The organism is Micromonospora profundi, from assembly GCF_011927785.1.
In the GTDB taxonomy this organism is placed as follows: domain Bacteria; phylum Actinomycetota; class Actinomycetes; order Mycobacteriales; family Micromonosporaceae; genus Micromonospora; species Micromonospora profundi.
In genome coordinates this window covers 3,669,410-3,686,485 of record NZ_JAATJK010000001.1, presented here as the reverse complement: position 1 = coordinate 3,686,485, position 17,076 = coordinate 3,669,410, and the positions used below count along the sequence as shown (strand labels likewise).

General features: G+C 70.8%; 14 protein-coding genes. 1 reads left to right on the top strand and 13 read right to left on the bottom strand.

Annotation, left to right across the window (positions count from 1 at the left end):
- Window positions 1-6: 6 nt before the first annotated feature.
- From F4558_RS16090 to F4558_RS16040, 11 genes are all read right to left on the bottom strand, one after another.
- Window positions 7-1,863: a TOMM precursor leader peptide-binding protein gene (locus F4558_RS16090; protein ID WP_053657552.1), complete on the bottom strand. Its 1,857-nt coding sequence runs from the start codon at window positions 1,861-1,863 to the stop codon at window positions 7-9.
- On the bottom strand, window positions 1,860-3,725 hold the full coding sequence (locus F4558_RS16085; protein ID WP_053657555.1) for a hypothetical protein: 1,866 nt from the start codon (window positions 3,723-3,725) through the stop codon (window positions 1,860-1,862). The genes F4558_RS16090 and F4558_RS16085 overlap by 4 nt, the downstream gene beginning before the upstream one ends.
- The gene (locus F4558_RS16080; protein ID WP_167944962.1) at window positions 3,722-4,630 is read right to left on the bottom strand and encodes a TauD/TfdA family dioxygenase; all 909 of its coding nucleotides are present in this window, start codon (window positions 4,628-4,630) and stop codon (window positions 3,722-3,724) included. The genes F4558_RS16085 and F4558_RS16080 overlap by 4 nt, the downstream gene beginning before the upstream one ends.
- Complete coding sequence (locus tag F4558_RS16075; protein ID WP_167944960.1) at window positions 4,620-6,194, bottom strand: nitroreductase family protein; 1,575 nt, start codon at window positions 6,192-6,194, stop codon at window positions 4,620-4,622. The genes F4558_RS16080 and F4558_RS16075 overlap by 11 nt, the downstream gene beginning before the upstream one ends.
- A gap of 1 nt (window position 6,195) precedes the next feature.
- Window positions 6,196-6,993, bottom strand: a complete 798-nt coding sequence (locus F4558_RS16070; protein ID WP_053657561.1) for an ABC transporter permease — start codon at window positions 6,991-6,993, stop codon at window positions 6,196-6,198.
- A 1-nt stretch (window position 6,994) separates the two neighbouring features.
- Window positions 6,995-7,786 carry an ABC transporter permease gene (locus F4558_RS16065; protein ID WP_053657563.1) on the bottom strand — a complete coding sequence of 264 codons (792 nt, stop codon included), beginning with the start codon at window positions 7,784-7,786 and terminating at the stop codon, window positions 6,995-6,997.
- Window positions 7,783-8,802: an ABC transporter ATP-binding protein gene (locus F4558_RS16060; RefSeq protein ID WP_053657565.1), complete on the bottom strand. Its 1,020-nt coding sequence runs from the start codon at window positions 8,800-8,802 to the stop codon at window positions 7,783-7,785. Before F4558_RS16060 ends, F4558_RS16065 begins: the two co-directional genes overlap by 4 nt.
- Window positions 8,799-10,229, bottom strand: coding sequence for a glycosyltransferase family 2 protein (locus F4558_RS16055; protein WP_167944959.1), 1,431 nt, complete (start codon window positions 10,227-10,229; stop codon window positions 8,799-8,801). The genes F4558_RS16060 and F4558_RS16055 overlap by 4 nt, the downstream gene beginning before the upstream one ends.
- A 101-nt stretch (window positions 10,230-10,330) precedes the next feature.
- Entirely contained in the window at window positions 10,331-10,543 is a 213-nt protein-coding gene (locus F4558_RS16050) for a hypothetical protein (protein ID WP_053657569.1), read from the bottom strand.
- 311 nt (window positions 10,544-10,854) lie between these two features.
- A complete protein-coding gene (locus F4558_RS16045) occupies window positions 10,855-11,439 on the bottom strand; it encodes a sigma-70 family RNA polymerase sigma factor (protein ID WP_082377566.1) in 585 nt (194 codons plus the stop codon).
- A complete protein-coding gene (locus F4558_RS16040; protein ID WP_209273313.1) occupies window positions 11,436-14,177 on the bottom strand; it encodes an ATP-binding protein in 2,742 nt (913 codons plus the stop codon). Before F4558_RS16040 ends, F4558_RS16045 begins: the two co-directional genes overlap by 4 nt.
- 199 nt (window positions 14,178-14,376) lie before the next feature.
- Here F4558_RS16040 and F4558_RS16035 point away from each other — a divergent pair, with 199 nt between their 5' ends.
- A complete protein-coding gene (locus F4558_RS16035) occupies window positions 14,377-14,670 on the top strand; it encodes a hypothetical protein (RefSeq protein WP_167944955.1) in 294 nt (97 codons plus the stop codon).
- Window positions 14,671-15,097: 427 nt separating this feature from the next.
- Here F4558_RS16035 and F4558_RS16030 read toward each other — a convergent pair whose 3' ends face one another.
- Window positions 15,098-16,159, bottom strand: a complete 1,062-nt coding sequence (locus F4558_RS16030; protein WP_167944954.1) for an ABC transporter permease — start codon at window positions 16,157-16,159, stop codon at window positions 15,098-15,100.
- Complete coding sequence (locus F4558_RS16025; RefSeq protein ID WP_167944952.1) at window positions 16,156-17,049, bottom strand: ABC transporter ATP-binding protein; 894 nt, start codon at window positions 17,047-17,049, stop codon at window positions 16,156-16,158. Before F4558_RS16025 ends, F4558_RS16030 begins: the two co-directional genes overlap by 4 nt.
- Window positions 17,050-17,076: the final 27 nt, after the last annotated feature.

Sequence of the window (17,076 nt, the reverse complement as noted above, 5' to 3'; positions counted from 1 at the left end):
GCCCGCTCACAGGAACGGGTGCGGATACGGGTTGAGTTCGTCGAGGCGCAGGGGCTCGTCACGGTCACCGAGGCGTACCGGAAGGTTCAGCAGCCGGTCGCTGTCGCCCAGCCGGCGGCCGTGGCGGCCGAACGCCATCGGGATGGTGCCCGGGATGACGACCTTGACGGCGTGCAGGCCCACAGCGCGGTGCTCGGTCGCGGTCTGGTCCACCACGATGACGTCGGTGCCGTCGTCCAGGTAGCGTCCGACGACGTGCCGCAGGTCGTCGAGCTGGTCGGTGGAGGCGCGATGGCGTCGTGCCGGCGGAAAGGCCTGCTCCATGGTGGCCGGCTCGCCGTCATGGTCGAGGAACCCGAACCGGTGCCAGCCCCGTGGCGCGGCGGCGGCGAACGCGTGGTCGTCGATCTTAAGGATCTCCTCGGGGTGGTCGACCAGGTGGTCCGCGCGCCGGGCGTCGAACTGGAGCCGTACCCGCTCCGCCTCGCCCGCCAACTCCACAAGGGCCGAGCGCAGGGCGCGTTCCGGATCGAGGTGGGCGCCGGAGGTGCAGAACACCTTCGGCTCGTCCGGCCGGTCGTCCTCGTCGACGAGCATGAGCCAGATCGCGGGTACGCCCTCGGGCATTGTGACGTCGAAGGCGCGTACCCGGCTGCCGGTGGTGCGTTCCAACCAGGCCAGCAGCATCCGGGTGTGCGCGCTGGCGCTGCTGGCGGGGTCGAGGCGGCGAGCGGGCCGCCTGGTGAGCCAGGTGCACAGTGTGGCGTCGCGTTCGGCCACCTCGAAGATGCCGTGCAGGATCGCCTCTTCGAGGGTGCTGCCGATCGCGCAGCCGTTTGAGCATTCCAACCCGCCGAAGGTGGCGTGCGCGCCGAAGTAGGCGACGAACTCGGGCACGAGGACTGGGCCGTCGCGGCGGAAGGAGTAGGCGTGGACCCATTCCATCGGCACGTCCGGCCGGTAGCGCTGACCGGGCGGCGCGTTCGTGGCCAGGCCCAGCGTGTCGGGGTCGACGGCCCGTTCGGACCCCAGGTCGTCGAAGGACGCGCGCACCACTGTGCGTCGGGCCCTGGCCCGCATGCCGCCGAGCCGGTCCAGGGTCTCTGCGATCGACACCGCCACGCTGTCGGGGTAGCTGAGCGTGCGGGCGTAGCCGGTGCAGTCCGTGCAGCACACCGGCCCGCTCAACGCCTCGGTCACCACCATCGGTCCGTGGTGCCGCACCAGCAGCGACGCGATCACACCGGTCTGCGGATCGACCAGGCTACGCGTCAACTCGGCGTGCTCGTCGCCCAGCCGTCGGGCCCGGTAGCTGCCCGGTTCCGCCTTCGGTTGCGACCCCAGCGGCAGCACACCGGCCTGCGGCGAGTCCTCGACCGGGGTGCCGCAGCCCTCGCAGCACGGGTCGGGCAGGAACGCATGCCTGTCGATCGAGGCCGTCGTGGTCGACACGTCCAGCACCGCGCCGGCCGTGCGTGACATCGCGCCCGCGGCCAGCAGCCGTGCCTCGTCGGCGACCAGAGCCTGCACGACGGTACGCACCGGCGACCCCAGCGGCGGACCCGGCTTGCCTTCACGCGCCTTGGCCGTCGCCCGTTCCTGTTCTGACGCGACGGCCTCGTTGCGGGTCTGCCGCGTCGCCACGCACCGCCCGCATCCTCCGACGCCGGGCACCACCAGCGGGCCGACACGTACCCGGTCCCAGCGCACCGTTACTGTCAACCAGGCGCCGTCCGTCGGCGGTTCCGCCCGCCCGGTCCCGTCCTCGACCGGTACGTCCAGCGCCGATCGCAGCGATTCGGCAAGCGTCGGGCTGTCGGCCACCCAGACCCCGGCGAGCACCGGCGGGGCTGCCTGGCTCATGCCGACACCGCCGAGGCGACAGCCACGAAGGGCAACGCGGCCCGGACCGCCGGCCCACCGTCGAGGCGTCGGACGACGATCCGCAGCCCGTCCGCTGCTGCCTCGTCGAGCAGCCGTGTCAAGCATCCGTCCCAGTCGACCGCCGCGCCCGGCTCGACGCCCACGTCACATCCGGGTGGGCAGGGCTGGCCAGCCAGTTGGGCGAGCGCGGCCTGCGCGGCGGCCGTCAGCGCGCTGTGCGCGTCGACCGAGCAGGACCTCGCCAGCCAGGTGCCGCCGCCGCCGACGAAGACCGTCGGCGGTTCCGCGTCGGCGCGCCACGCGTACAGCGGGGTACCCAGGATGGCGGCGTTCTCGGCCAGCGGCCGGGCGGCCGCCGGCCAGACCGACGGGGCCAGCCATCCATCGCCGGTGTCCGCTCCGGCCTGCGGGGCGGGCGGCGCGACGACGCGCGCGAGCGTGTGGTGCAGGCGCAGGATCGCCCGCACCTGCGCCTCGGGCCAGGTGAGGCCGCCGGCCACGGCCACCCGGACGGCGGCGTCGGCGCGGGCGTCGGCGTCCGGGTCCACCGCGGCGGCGATCGTCTCCAGAGCGACGGTCGCGGCGCGTCGCAGCGCCTCGGACCGGGTGTTGCCCACGGTGGTCACGACCTGTGGCTCCTTGCCGGCCGCCAGCGGGTCGGTGATGCTCGCGTCGACAGTGTTCAGCGGCAGTTGGGCGTGGTCGCCCGTGTCGAGCCGCAGGATCGGTCCCAAGCGTTCGTCGACCAACCCGGCGACCGCCGCCGAGAAACCTTCGGGGTCGGTGCTCGTACCGTCGGTCGGCGTGGCTGACGCCGCCGTGCCGCACATCGGGCACCGGGCGTGGGGGGTCACTGCGTGTTCGCTGGTCAGGGTGGTGTCCAGCGCCACCCGGGTGACAAGTGAAGTGTCGTCCTGCGCCCCAAGGGCGTGCCGGAAGTAGGCGAAGGACAGCTTGGCGCCGAGCAGGGAGGCCAGCGGGGCGGAGAGGTACGGCTCGACGCGTACCGGGTCGTCGGCTTCCAACACGGCCCGCAGGCGACTGCCCTCCACGGCCGCGGAGCGCAGATTCCACCACAGACACTCGGCGCAGGCGTCGACACCCGTCGGCCCGAGCCAGGCATCCCCGGTCAGCGGCAGCGAGTGCAGCACAGGCACGGCGGCGGCGCGGCCGGCGCGGGCCAGCGCGCGGGCCCGCGAGGGCATGCAGCGGTCGCTGGCGTGCAGTACGGCGTCGTACCCGTCGACGAGCGCGCGGACCCCGGCGGCGTCGTCCCACCGCTGCGGCTCGTCCACCACTGTGAGGTCCAGGAGCGGGTCGTCGGCCCGGCACCGCTGGAGCACCCGCTGGTACGTGTCGGGGTCCTCGCCTGCCACCTCGGCGGTCCGCAGCAGCGCCGGGGCTCGCAGGCCCAGCTTGTACAGGGACTGCATCAGCGCCGCCATCGTCGCCCCGGCGCCGACGAGCAGCACCCGGCTGGTGCGGAACGCCTCGAACCGACTCACCGGCGCGTTGCCGACGTGCTCGGCGAACGCGATCTCGTCGCGGTACCGGGACAACTCCTCGGCGGACAACGTGTGGGGCGGGTCGGTGTCGACGTCGCGGGCCAGCTTGCGGTGCAGCAGTTGCGTGACCAGGTCGGTGACAGCGCGGCGGTGCGCCTCGGGCAGACCCTCGGTCAGCTCGTCAATGGTCCGTTCGCCTGTGAGGTGCGCGGCGAGCCGGTCCACAAGCGCGTACGCCGAACGGCCGGTGATGTGTGCGGCGCCGGTCGCCGTCTCCAGGTAGACGCCGTCGTCGACCTCGACGTAGGTGCAGTCGTCACGCAGTTTCGGTCTCATCGGTTCGCCTCTCCCACGTTTGCCGAGGGCATCCACCTCGGACGTAGATATCCCATCCGGACCAGCACGTTTCTGGCCGGGTCGTCGAACGCCTGCCGTCCGTGCAGGTACCGGGTGTTGTCCACCACGACGGTGTCGCCGGCCTGCCACGGCACGGCCACCGTCAGCCGCCTGGCGACCTGTCGGACCTCGTCGAGCAGGTCGGGTGGGATCGGGCCGCCCTGGGCCAGTCGCACCCGCAGTTGCCCCTCGACGTAGTCGTCGGCGTCGGGGGCGGTGATGAGCAACGAGTTGCAGAACGCGGGTACGCCCCCGAACAGCGTCGGCGGCGTGCACGGGGTGCCGAACGCGATCGTCAGGACGTCGCCGTCGAATCCGGCGTCGATCGTCTGCCAGGGCAGCAGATGCGCGGCCCAACCGCGCACGTACCGGATCGCCGCCGCCCGGTCGGTCGTGCCGGTCAGCGCCGGCCAGTGCTCGGGGCCCAGCGGCGTCTCCCACACGATGTCCAGCCCCGTCAGGGTGGCCCGGGTCGCGGGCTCCAAGGTGTCCAGCAGCGCCACCCCGTCGCAGAGGGTGGTCGCGCCACCGACCGCCGCGGGTCGTACACAGTGGAAGGTCAGCAGGTCGGGCGCGCCCGGCAGGTAGGAGGCCTCCCGGTGCAGCGGAATGCCCTCGGTGCCGCAGGTCACGGTGGTGGTGGTGGGGTCGTCGGGGACCAGGTCCCGCTCATTGCTGATCCGGTTCTCGTGCCGCAGCGGCTCCATCACCGCGTCACCGAGGGCCTGGAACGCCTCGCGGGGTGCGGGCACCCCCCGGATCAGGGCCGCTCCGTCCGCGATGACCGTGGCCAACACCGCCTCGGGCGCGGCATCCGCGACGATCGTGATCGGGCTATTGTCCATGCCGTCGCTCCTGCCAACTGGCGGCGGCGACCGGGTCGACCGCCGGGACCGACAACAGGCCCGGGCACGGGCCTGCGGTGCCGAGGTGGACCTGCACCATCGTGGTGTGCCCCGGCGGCAGGGTGAGAAGCGTGCGTACCGCTGTCGGCACGAAGCTGAGGGCGGGGCGGGTGGCGGCGCCGACGGCGGCGCCGCTCAGGCAGATCCGCTGCACGACCGCCCCGGTGAGGATGAGAAGCAGGCGGTACGACAAGGGATCCAACCGCTCGGGAGGGCAGCCGGCGACGGCGTAGATCGTCGCGCCGGCGTTGAGCAGCCGACCCGAGAGGCTGTCCGTGGCCTGCGTCATCTGCCCTCCCGTCGCCGCGCTGTTCGTGGCGGTCAGGGTGTGGCTTGCGGGGTCGTAGCGGTACGCACCGGGGGCGATGCCCTGCACGGAGCTGACGGCGCACCACAACAGGGGGCGCAGGTCGGGGTGGACCGGGTCCGTCGCGAGTTCGCGTCCGGCGTGGGCGAGCACGTCGGACAGTTGCGCCAGGATCAGCCCCGGCCGCATGCCTCCGGAGGACCGGCGTCGCGGTAGCGCCGCCCGTAGGTCGAGCGCCGACGGCGCGGGCAGTCGTACCGGCTCGTCGGCCGTGGTGCCGACCGCTGCCGGTGCCGCCGCTGGCCGGTCCGTCGTGCTCGCGCCTCCGGCCCGGCAGGCGTCGTGCAACGCGAGCGCGCTGGTATGGACTGTGGCCAGCACCTCCCGGTCGACGTCCAGCCCGTGTTCGGTAAGCCCTGGTTCGATCGCGCCCAGCGGCGCCGCGGACGGCGCGGCCGGCCCGCCGCACTCCACTACCGCGTAGACGCTCTCGACGGTGCTGTCGAGGGCGAGCAGGTCGTCGAGCCTGGCGCTGTCGAACGAGAGGTGCACCCGGCCGGACGGAAAGACGGTGAGCGCCTGGGCGGCCAGCACCCCGATGTCGGTGGCGGTGATCTGGTAGCTGAAGGTGGTGTATTTGTGGGTGTTCTTCCACGGCCGGCAGGTCAGCAGCAGGGCGTTCGGCTGCCGCACCAGGTGTCGCAGCGCCTCGGCCAGGTGCGGTGCCGGGTCGCCCGTGCGCAGCAACTCCAGGCAGTGGTGCACCTGGTCGTAGTGGTACAGCCCGGCAGCCAGACCCAGCGACCCGTTCCAGGACAGGTAGATCTCGCCGGGATAGAACGCGCCGCCGGACGGCGCGCTGCGGCGCAGGGCATTACTGCCCCCGCCGTAACGGCCGGTGTCGGCGATGTGCGCCGGGTATCCGGTGATGACGGAGACGGCCGCCGGTGACAGGTGGTCGACGCGGGTCGGCGCGAAGGCCAGCAGGGCCGCGTTGAGCCAGTCGAGGTCGCCCTCGCCGTCCCCGGGTGCTCCGGGGCCGGGCCAGTGCAACGGCACCCGACGCGCGCCGGCGTACTGTTTGGTCGGTGGCGGGTCACCCGGTGAGCGGATCATCGTGCGACCGATCACCGCCTCCTGGTACGCCCCGACGAGCGATCCCTCGTGAGCGTCGACGGTGGTGCTGACGTTGGACATGTCAGTTCCCTGCGCTTTCGTAGCGGCGAAGTCCCAGGCGGAAGTAGGCCCAGGCGGCGGCCAGAGAGCCGGCGGCGACAAGCGGCGTGAACGCGCCGATCGTCGCCGAGACGCCCTTGCCCAGCAGGCTCGCGGCCGGGAAATATCCCACGAACGCGAGCGGCACCATCGTCACCACGGTGCGGACACCCACGCCGTACACGGTGATCGGGTAGCGGGCCAGGTCGCCGAGGGTGTGGACGGTGGCGGCCAGCGAGCTGGACGGGCTGAGCAGCCAGAAGGCGGTGCTGTTTGTGGCCAGGTTGATCGCGATCTTCACGAGGATGCCGCTCACCAGCAGGATCAGCGCCCAGGCGACGACCGCCGGACCCCAGTCGACGTCGATGCGGGGCACCGCCAACCCGAGCAGGACCAGCCCGAGCCCCGTCGTGCCGAGGCCGTTCGGGCCGACGGTGGAGCCGGTGACCTGGAGCACCACTGGGTACGGGCGCACCAGCAGGTAGTCGAGCACACCGAGGTTCACGAACGCGGCGAGGTGCCACGTGCCCTCGAACAGGAGCGAGCCGATGCCCTCGGCGAGCACCACCATTGCGTACACGCACATCACCTCCCAGCGCAGCCAGCCACCAAGCGCCGGCACCTGGGCGAAGACGGCCAGGAGGAAGACCACGCCGGCCAGTTGGGTGAGCACTGTCGCGGCGATGAGGATCAGCGCGTCGGTGCGGTACTCCAACACGGCGCGCACGTAGACGCCGAGCATGCGCAGGTAGATCCGGGCGACGGTGGCCAGTTCACGCATGTCAGCCTCCGTGCACCACGAGCCGACCCACCGCGAGCCGCCACACGAGGCGGGCGATGAGCCACAGCGCGACCGTCCAGACGATCTGCCAGAGGACGAGCCGTACGCCCTCGGTGCCGCTCACCCTGCCGAGGAACAGCAGGGCGGGGGTGGAGACGATCCCGGCGAACGGTGAGACCTCGGCCAGCCACCGCAGCGCGCCCGGGTAGAGCGCGATCGGCACCATCGCACCGGACAGGATGTTCGTCACGGCGACCCGCGCCATGCTCACCCCCTGGTGGTTCTCTGTCCAGAAGCAGGCCAATCCGGTGAGGTAGACGAGCCCGAACTTGAGCGGGACGACGATGAGCAGGCTCGCCAGGAACAGCACCGCCTGGGCCCCCGAGGGCACCGGCACTCCGCCGAACGCGATCACCAGCACCGAGCCCATGGCGATGACGGTGATGACCTCGGCCACCAGGTATCCGAGCACCTCCCAGAACCGGGCGAGCTGGTAGTCCACCGGCTTGACCAGGTCCAGCGCCACGTGGCCGCTGAGCACCCGGTCGGCCAACAGCGCGTCGCTGAAGCTGGACAGGATCGTGGTGGTCGCGAACGAGACGAGCAGGTACGCCTTGATCTGCTCCCAACCGAAGCCACCGACGTCACCCGTGCCGCCGGAGAGCACCACCCGCCACACGGCGAGCACGGCAACGGTCTGCACCGCCACACCGAGCAGTTGCAGCAGGAAGTTGCCCCGGTACACAAGAACTGTCGACCAGGCCACGCGGGCCAGTGCGCGGTACGCCTTCATGACGCCGACGCCACCTGACCGGACGTCATCTCACCGGCGTACAGCCTGCGCACGATGTCCTCGATGGACGGCTCGTCGATGTGGACGTCGGTCACCGTGGCGTGGCGGCCCACAGCGGACAGAACGTCCCCGGCGCTGTAGTCGAACCGGTCGAAGCGCACCGACACTCTCCGGTGGTCCTCGCCCACGTCCGACCACGTGCCGGGCAGGGCGGCGGACATGTCCAGGTCGGGGCAGTCGGTGGCCAGCAGGAGGTGCATCGTCCGGTCCCGCGCCAACTCGTTCTTGATCGCGGTGAGTGAGTTGTCGTGGATGATCCGTCCGCCGTCGACGATGACGATGCGGTCGCAGACCTCCTCGATGTCGGCGAGGTCGTGTGTGGTGAGCATCAGGGTGGTGCCGTTGCGGGTCAGTTCGCGCAGGAAGCCGCGTACCGCGTCGCGGGCCGTGATGTCCAGGCCGATGGTCGGCTCGTCGAGGTACACGACCTGCGGGCTGTGCAGCAGGACGGCGGCCAGGTCGGCCCGCATCCGCTGGCCCAGCGACAGCTTGCGGGCCACCACGGGAAGCAGATCGGCAAGGCCGAGTACGGGTTCCAACTCGGCCAGCCGCGCCTCGAAGCGGCGCTGCGGAATTCGGTAGAGATCCCGCAGCAGGCCCAGCGAGTCCCGGACGGGCAGATCCCACCACAGTTGGCTGCGCTGGCCGAAGAGCACACCGATGTTGTGGGCGTTGGCGCGGCGGTCGACGTGAGGGACGAGCCCGCACACCCGGACCTGACCGGCGGTGGGCTGGATGATCCCGGTGAGGAGCTTGACGGTTGTGGACTTGCCCGCTCCGTTCGGCCCCACGTAGGCGACCGCCTCACCGGCCTGGATGTCCAGGTCGATGCCGTCCACAGCCGTGTGCTCGTGATAGCGCGGCCGGATCAGGTGCCGGACCGAACCGCCGAACCCGGGCGGCTTGTTGGCGATCCGGAACACCTTGCGGAGACCGCGCGCTTCGATGACCGTCACCTGGGCGCGTCCGCCGTCGGCGGTGCGGGCTCGACATCGGTCGAGGTGGTACCGGGAACGCTGTCGTCGGCGCTGTGGTGGCGCAGGTGCAGAGCCCACGGGCCGTTCGGCTGCTCGGTGCGCAGCACGGTGACGGTGAAGCTGTGACGCAGGGCGCGTGCCAGATACCGCACCTCCTCCCGGCCGGGTGGCGGCCCGGCCGACAGCTCCGTGTCGGTGCCGACGAGGTAGATCTCCGCGCCGAGGCGGGCCGACGTCGTCAGGAAGGTGCACAGCTCCTGCCAGTACAGGTAACGCCAGAAGTCGACGCTGACGACGGCGTCGAGGCTGCCCGGCTCGATGGGCGGCTCGATACCGACCAGGTGGTAGTTCCGCCCTCCGGCGGGGACGCCGTAGTCGAATGTGAGCGCGTCGTCACCGAGGTCCACCTCGCCGGTGCCGGTGCCGATCCACAACGTCCGTACGCCGGACAACCGGTCGCCCAGCCATCGCCACGCTGGGGCGATCCGGCATGCCTGCCGGCTCAGACAGTCGGCGATCGAGTCCCGGTATCGGGCGAGGATCTCCGCCGAGTGGATCGGGTCGACCAGACCGACGAACTCCCAGTCGATGTTGCGGTACTTCGCCAGGATCACCTCGCGGTTGCCGGTGTACTCCTGGATGTTCTGGTACATGTTCCGGTAGTGCGGCAGGTGGTAGACAAGCGCCTCGGCGTCGTACCGAAAGGCGCGCTTCTGTGGGCCGAGTTCGCGGTCGACCCGGTAGAAGAACTCCAGGTCCTCCCAACCCCACCGGGCGCCGAAGCTCTCGTCGAACCCGCCGACGGCGGTCACGGTCTCCCGGGCTACCGACACGTTGTGCCCGTACGCGAACATCCACATGGCGCCGAGCCATTCGTCGCCGATCGGCATGCCGTTGGTGAAGCGCAGGTCGCCCCCGTCGTCGGCGCGCAGCTCGGCGCTCGGCGTCATGGGGCCGCCACCGAGCACCGCGTCGAGGTGACGGCGGCCCAGTTCGTTGCGCCGTCCGATCAGCACGCGGGAGGTGGTGGACGCGGCGTGGAAGGCGACGTGCCGTTCGAGGAGCCCGGAGCAGGCGTACGAGTCGCTGTCGAGGAAGAGGATGGTGTCGGCGGTGGCGTGCCGGATTCCCTCGTTGCGCGCCCCGGACCGCCCGCGTCGGTCAGGGAGGTCGATGATGCGCAGGTTGAGGCCCTTGCCGTGGTCCGCCACCCCGGCGTAGTCCTCGGCGCCCTCCGGGCCACCGTCGCGTACCACTATCACTTCGAAGCGCTCCGCTGGCAGCGTCTGCCGCGTGAGGGACCGCAGCGTCAACTCCAGACTCGGGGCGTCTCGGAACGTCGGTATGACCACGCTGAGCGATGGTGCGGGCGCACCCGCCCTCCGCTGCGGCACCGTGTCCGGCATGTGCGATTCCCTCCGGGGCGATGGCGGCGTGTCCGACGCCGGACGGTGCCAGCGCCGGACCCGGCCGTTGGCAGGCGTACGCCTACCTGGCTTCTAGTGCGTCAGTGGCCGAGGCTGTAGGTGCCACCGCCGAGCGGCTTGCTGAACCCGGTGGTCCCGCCGCTGCTGCAGCAGGTCCGCCCGCTGGTCGGCCCGTCGGTCACCGAGATCGAGCTGACCGAGGCGATCGACTCGATCCCCGCCAGCGGCTCGTTGCCGTACTCGATGTCGTCGAGTTCCAGCCCGGACAGGTCGAGCCCGTTCGTAGACGCCATGAGACCTCCTTGGAAAGAGCCATCCCTTCTGGGATGGGCGAGGAGATCGTAATCACGCCCGTGACTGAATACATGCGACAGTCAATCCATCTTGCTGAAATCTTGAGAGTCGATGAATGTGGCTCCGAATGCGGTGTCCCATATAAGGGGTACAGCGCTCTGCATAAGGGGTTCGGTGTCCTGTAGAACGGGCACGCTGTCCGACATGGACAGACCGCGGGTAGCGGCGCGACCGCTGACGGCGACGCAGATGTCGTGCGCACGAGGAATGGCCACCCACGCAATGGTGGCGGGTCGGGAAGCTGCCGGTGTCAGCCCGTCAGTAACGCCTTACGCAGCTGCTGGAGGGCATAGTGTGCGCGTGATTTGACGGTGCCGGGCGGAACGCCGAGGCGAGCCGCGGCTTCGTCGACGGTGCGCCCTTTCACGTACAACTCCAGGACCACCGACTTGTGGGCGTCGCTGAGCCGGCCAATGGCGTGCCGCATCGTGAGCGTGGCGACCACCGCCTCGGATGCCTCGTTTCCGAAGCCCGCGGGATCGACGTCGAGAAGGCTCACCTCCGCCGGCCGCGCCCGCCTTCTGCGGTACGCGTCGATCGCCAGTCGGCGGGCCACCTTGAACAGCCAGCGTCGCTGCGGCTCGGGCTCGGTGGGCACCGCGTCGAGGTTTCGCCAGGCACGCAGCATGGTCTCCTGCACCAGGTCCTCTGCGGTGTGGGAGACGCTGTCGGATACCAAACCTCGCAGGAAATGAAGCAACGCATCCCCGTTGTTGCGGTGAATGTCCCGCATCTGGGCTTCGGCCTGGCAGTCCGGGCGTTCATCGGTATCGGTATCGGTAGCGGTACCGGACCGAAAGGGATAAGGCTCGATGAGGCTGGTAGCGGTGGTCATGGTTTCCCTGGCCTAGTCTTCTGTGCCGAGAGGGCGTCGCGCAGTCCGGCCCGCGATGACACGCCAAGCTTGGGAAAGATCCGGTAGAGATGGGCGCCCACAGTGCGGTGCGAGAGGTAAAGGCGCTCGGCGATCTGCTTGTTGCTCAGCCCGCTGGCGGCAAGCTGGGCGATCTCAAGCTCCTGGGCGGTCAGCGCGGCCGGTGGTTGATCGGCGATGACGGGGCGATATCCGGTGGCGCGTAGTTCGACGATGGTGCGGGCCAGCCAGGGCTCGGCTCCCATGGCCGCGAACCCGGTGCGGGCCAGGAGCAGATGGGCGCGCGTAGCGGAGAACTCTTTGCGCCGGCGCAGTCGCTCGGCGAAGGCGAGCCTGATCCGGCACGCCTCGAAGAGCCACCGTTCGGAGGCGGGGTCCTGGAGGGTCCGCTCGAGTTGGGCGTCCGCTTCGTCGTTGTCCAGTACCAGTGCGTCGACACCGTGCTGGATCAGCGTCATGCGGGGGGAGAGCGCGGCAATCCGGGCGGCCCGCATGGCGTCGGCGTGTGCCCGGGCCTCGGCCATACGCCCGGTACGCACCGCCGACTCGACCAAGTCGAACATCACCCAGGTGGAGATCGGCACATACGGTGCGAGGACGCCGGGGCGACTCACCGCCGCCGCGTGCAGGTACGCGGACTCGAAGTCCCCGTCGGCAGCGGCGGCGAGTGCCCGGGGGTGGTGGGCGATGGCAGCTGCCCCCGCGACGCCGCGCGGCAGAGCCCAGTGAGTGATCTCGTCGGCCAGTCTGAATGCCTCTTCGGTTCGGCCGCGGCCGGCCGCGATGATGGCCTGGTTGTAGAGGAAATACCAGGTCAGGAAGGGGAGGCCGCTGCTGGTGCACACCTTCTGGGCTTCCTGGGCCAGGATCTCGGCCTCGTCCCACCGGCCGGTGAGATAGTCGTCCAGGCACAGGTGCATCAGTGCGCCCAGTTGCCGTCGCGGCGCGCCTCCATCGCGCCCCTGGCGGACCAGCCGCCACGAGTACTCGCGATTGTCGCCGAGGCGGTCGAGGTAGACCGAAGCGGTGCCGATCCGCATGACCCGGGTCAGGTCCTCCTCGTCGGCCAGTGTGGACAGCAGCGCCTCCAACTCGGGCAAGGCGGCAGCGCCGGTGCGTACCGGATCGGGAAAGGTCCTGCTCATCACCGAGAGGATGTCGGTGGGCCCGGGAGTGAGGCGGGCCATCGCCCTGTGGAAGACGGCCCAGTGCTCGGAGGTGCCCGCATACCAGGAGAGCAGGACCAGCGTGTGCATGGCCTCGTCGAGGGCCGGGTCGTCGGCCCGCCAGCCGTGGTCGCCCATCTCGATCGCGCCGGCGAGCAGCCGATGGGCGGTGTGCACGTCGCCGTCACCGTTGATCATCAACAGTGCCGCCGCGTTGGCCGCGTGCAGCGACCCTGTCGGGTCCAGTCTCGTCAACCGCGCGTCGGTCAGCAGGGTGCTCGCGTCGCTGGTGCCGCCGGCCTCGGCGCCGATGTACGCCGCCTCGGCCAGCCGCCGCGCACGGTCCTCGGCGGAGGCGCTCAGCTCGGCGGCGCGCACCAGCGCAGCGACCGCGGCCAGCGCGTCACCCCGTTGTATGACGTGGCGGGCGGCCTCCTCGAGGTGCGCCGCGACCGCCTCGTCCGGGCCTGCGGTAGCCGCCGACAGGTGCCAGGCGCGGCGTTCCGGGTCTGCGGGCAGCGCGGCGGCGATGGCGAGGTGGACGCCACGGCGTTCCTCGTGGGTGGACATCGCGACGATCGCCGACTGGATCAGCGGGTGGCGGAAGGCGAGGCGACGTGTGGTGTCGTCGACCCGCACCAGTTGGGCTCGCTCGGCGGGCGCCAGGTCGTCGAGGCTTGTCATACCGCGCAGGACCCGCACGTCGCCGCTGCCCTCGAACGTGGCGAGCAACAGCAGCAGCCGTGTCGCCTCCGGCAGGTCGGCGACCCGCGCGTCGAACACCGCCTGGAGGTGTTCGCTCAGGGGCACCAGGCCGGACTGCTCCGAGCACCGCCCGTCGGAGTCGGTAAGCGTGGCCGGAAGCTCGACAAGGGCGAGCGGGTTGCCCTGGGCGAGATCGAGCAGGCGTTGCCGGGCCGGAGGGGTCAGGTGGGGGGAGCGGGCTTGCAGGAGTTGGGCGCCAGCGTCCCGGGTGAGCGGTCCGACAGTCACCTCGGTCAGCCCGCGCCGGTCGAGAAAGCCCTCCGTGCCCGTCCGGGAGGCCGCCACGACGCCCACCGGTGAACCCGGCACACGCCGCGCGATGAAACCGAGGACCACAGCGCTGGGCCGGTCGACCCATTGCAGGTCGTCGATCACCAGCAGGACGGGCGCCTTCTTGGCGACGGTGTTCACCAGCGACAGCGCGGCATTGCAGATCATCAGCGCGCCAGGTGTCGCGCCCGGCCCGAACCCGAGCGCGACGGTGAGCGCGTCGCGCAGGGCAGGTGGCAGGCGCTGAATGTCGGCGTGCAGAGGCAGTAACAGTTGGTTGAGCAACGAGTAGCTGACGTCCGCCTCGAACTCCGAGCCGGACGCGCGCAGCACCCGCATCCCGGCGTCATCGGCCAGGTCGACCGTGGCGGCTAGCAGCGCCGACTTTCCGATGCCCGGATCGCCGCAGACCAGTCGAACGTCGCCACTGTGTCGCACCGATTGCAGGAAGCGGCCGATGCGCGCCAGTTCCACCTCTCGTCCGAAGAGCTGCTCCATAGCCATACCTCGATCGCGTCGGGGCGGGACCGCTGGCGAGAACGTGCGGCTCCCGGGTCTGCCAGGGGGTGCGAGGAGCGACGACTGTGGCTCCGGCGTCGCTGAGCTCGTACGGGCGGTGAAGCGGTCGTGCTGAGTGGCGGAATCGCGGCCGCTCGGCGACGAGAACCGCAGCCGCTCGAGGCGGCGAGGAGCTGGTGTGCGCTGGCTGGGCGCCCTGCGCGGACCTGTCGATGATCGCGTTCGGGGTGGCCTGAAGGATCCGATCGCGCCGTGGCGCTGGGGCCAGACGTCGGGCGGCGCGAGCATCGACATGCAATATATTGCACATCCCAAGTATGTACTTGTCAAGTCAAGCACTGTTCATCAATATGTGACGGATGTCACGTGGATCGTGGTGGGTTCGGGAGGCCGCCGCGTGATGTCGGCTTCGCCGCACCGGGCTGAGGGTGGTCACTGTGACGACGAGAAGGAGGCGAGTTCGCCACAGTGAGGCACCTGAGCGCGCAGGGCCGGCGGATGCGCTCGCGGTTCGACACGACGATGCACGAGCCGAAGGGGGCGTTCCGGCAGGCGCCGAGCGCAGCGGGCCCCGGCGGGCGGTAAGCCAAGGAACTGTTCACCGACGGAGCCGGCGTCCTGAGGGCCTTCCGGCCGGCGCAACCGCGCGGCGGGGCCCGGATCAAGGAGCACCGGCTGAGGCACCGGCCCCGGCACGGGTAACGGCATCGGCTGGGGCGGGCGCCACCGCGCCGCCGCGGAACCGGCGCGGGCCCTGCGTACCGCCTGGTCGGTGGCGGGTCACCCAATGGGCGGATCAGTTTGCGACCGACGGCCTCCTGGTAGGCCGACGATCGATCCTCGTGAGGGTCGACGGTGATGCTGGCCCGCCCGGCGCCGGGCGGGCCAGCCGCGCTGGGTCAGCCCACCGTGTCGCGGGAGCGCCACGCCGCCAGGATCGAGGTGCGACCGTTGGTACGCATCAGCGATCCCTCGTACACCCGCGCCCCGGCGACCACGAACGCCGCGGCGGCGACCAGCAGCAGGACCAGCGACACCAGCGGCTCCCAGCCGGCCGCGTCCCCGGTGAACAGCCGCAACGGCATCGCTGTCGGTGCGGAGAACGGTAGGTAGGACAGCACCCGCATGGCCGTCGCGTTGTCGTTGAGGAAGATCACCGCGAAGAACGGCAGCATGACGGCGAGCTGCACGGGGGTGGACACCCCGGCGATGTCCTCCTGCCTGTTGACAAGCGCTCCGGCCGCCGCCCACATGGCCGCCACCAGCACGAAGCCGAGCAGGAAGAACGGCAGGAACCAGCCGATCGCTGGGGCCAACAGCGACAGCAACTCGGTGCTGTCGCCGAACTGCACACCGATCATCGCCACCAGGGCGATCAGGACGATCTGCCCGAGGGCCAGGATGGTTCCGGCGATCATCTTGCCGGCCAGCAACGCCCGTACCGGCACTGCCGCGACCAGGATCTCCACGATCCGGGTCTGCTTCTCCTCGGTGACGCTCTGCGCGATCTGCATGCCGAAGATCTGCGAGGTGAAGAAGAAGACGAACGCGAAGACGAACGGCACCAGGAACGCCACCACCGGGTCGACAGCGTCGGGGTCGAGCAGCTGGACCGGCGGCGAGGAGCTCAGTGCCCGCACTACCTCGTCGGGGATCTCGTCCATGGCGAGCACCTTCGGCCCGGCGACCACCGCGGCGTCCACGTCGCCGTCGCGGACGGCCTGCTCGGCAGCACCGTCGTCGGCCACCACGCGGACGTCGAGACCGGCGTCCCGCAGCGGACCGGCGGCCTGCTGCGTGACGGCGACGCTCTCCGGGCCGCCGGAGAGCAGCGACGGCAGGATGGTGCCCGCCGCCGCGATCAGCAGGAACAGGAGCGTCCCGAACAGGAAGGTACGGTCGCGGAGCTTGACCCGGATCTCGCGTTCGGCGACGAGCCGGGTGGCCTGGGGGACGTTCACTGGGTGACCTCTCGGAAGATCTCGGTGAGCGAAGGGCTGACCGGGCGGAAGACGCGGACCGGACCGCGGGCCAGGGCCGCGCGCAGCACCGGCTGCTCGTCGGCGCCGGCCGGCAGGTCGAAGACCGCCCGCGCGCCGTCCAACTCGACAAGCGTGACGCCGGGCTGGTCGCGGACCCAGCCGGCGTCCGTCTCCACCACCAGTTCAAAACGGGGCGAGGTGTACGACTCGCGCAGCTGCTCGCGGCTGCCGGCGGCGCGGATCATCCCGTCCCCGATGATCACCAGGTTGTCGCAGAGCCGCTCCACCACGTCAAGTTGGTGGCTGGAGAAGAGCACTGGCACTCCGGCGGCGGCGCGCTCGCGCAGCACCCCCACGACCGTTTCGACGGCAAGCGGGTCGAGGCCGGAGAACGGCTCGTCGAGCACCAGCACCTCTGGGTCGTGCACCAGCGCGGCGGCGATCTGGGCCCGCTGCTGGTTGCCGAGCGACAGCGTCTCCAGCAGGTCGTCGCCCCGCGCGCCGAGCCCGACCCGCTCCAGCAGCGTGTCGGTGGCACGTCGGGCGGCGGGGGCGTCCAGACCGTGCAACCGTCCCAGGTACGTCACCTGCTCCCGCGTGGTCATCTTGGGATAGAGGCCACGCTCCTCAGGCATGTAACCGAAGCGCGCGCGGTCCTGCCGGGTGAGCTGTGTGCCGCCCCAGCTCACCTCACCGGCGTCCGGCGCGAGCACACCCAGGATGATCCGCATGGTGGTGGTCTTGCCGGCGCCGTTGGCGCCGACGAAACCGGTCATCCGGCCGGCGGTCACCTCGAAGGACACGTTTCTCAGTACCTGCCGGTCGCCGAAGCTGCGGTCGACGCCGTCCAGGCGGAGCGTTTTGGTCACGCACCCACGCTAGATCCGGTACGTCGA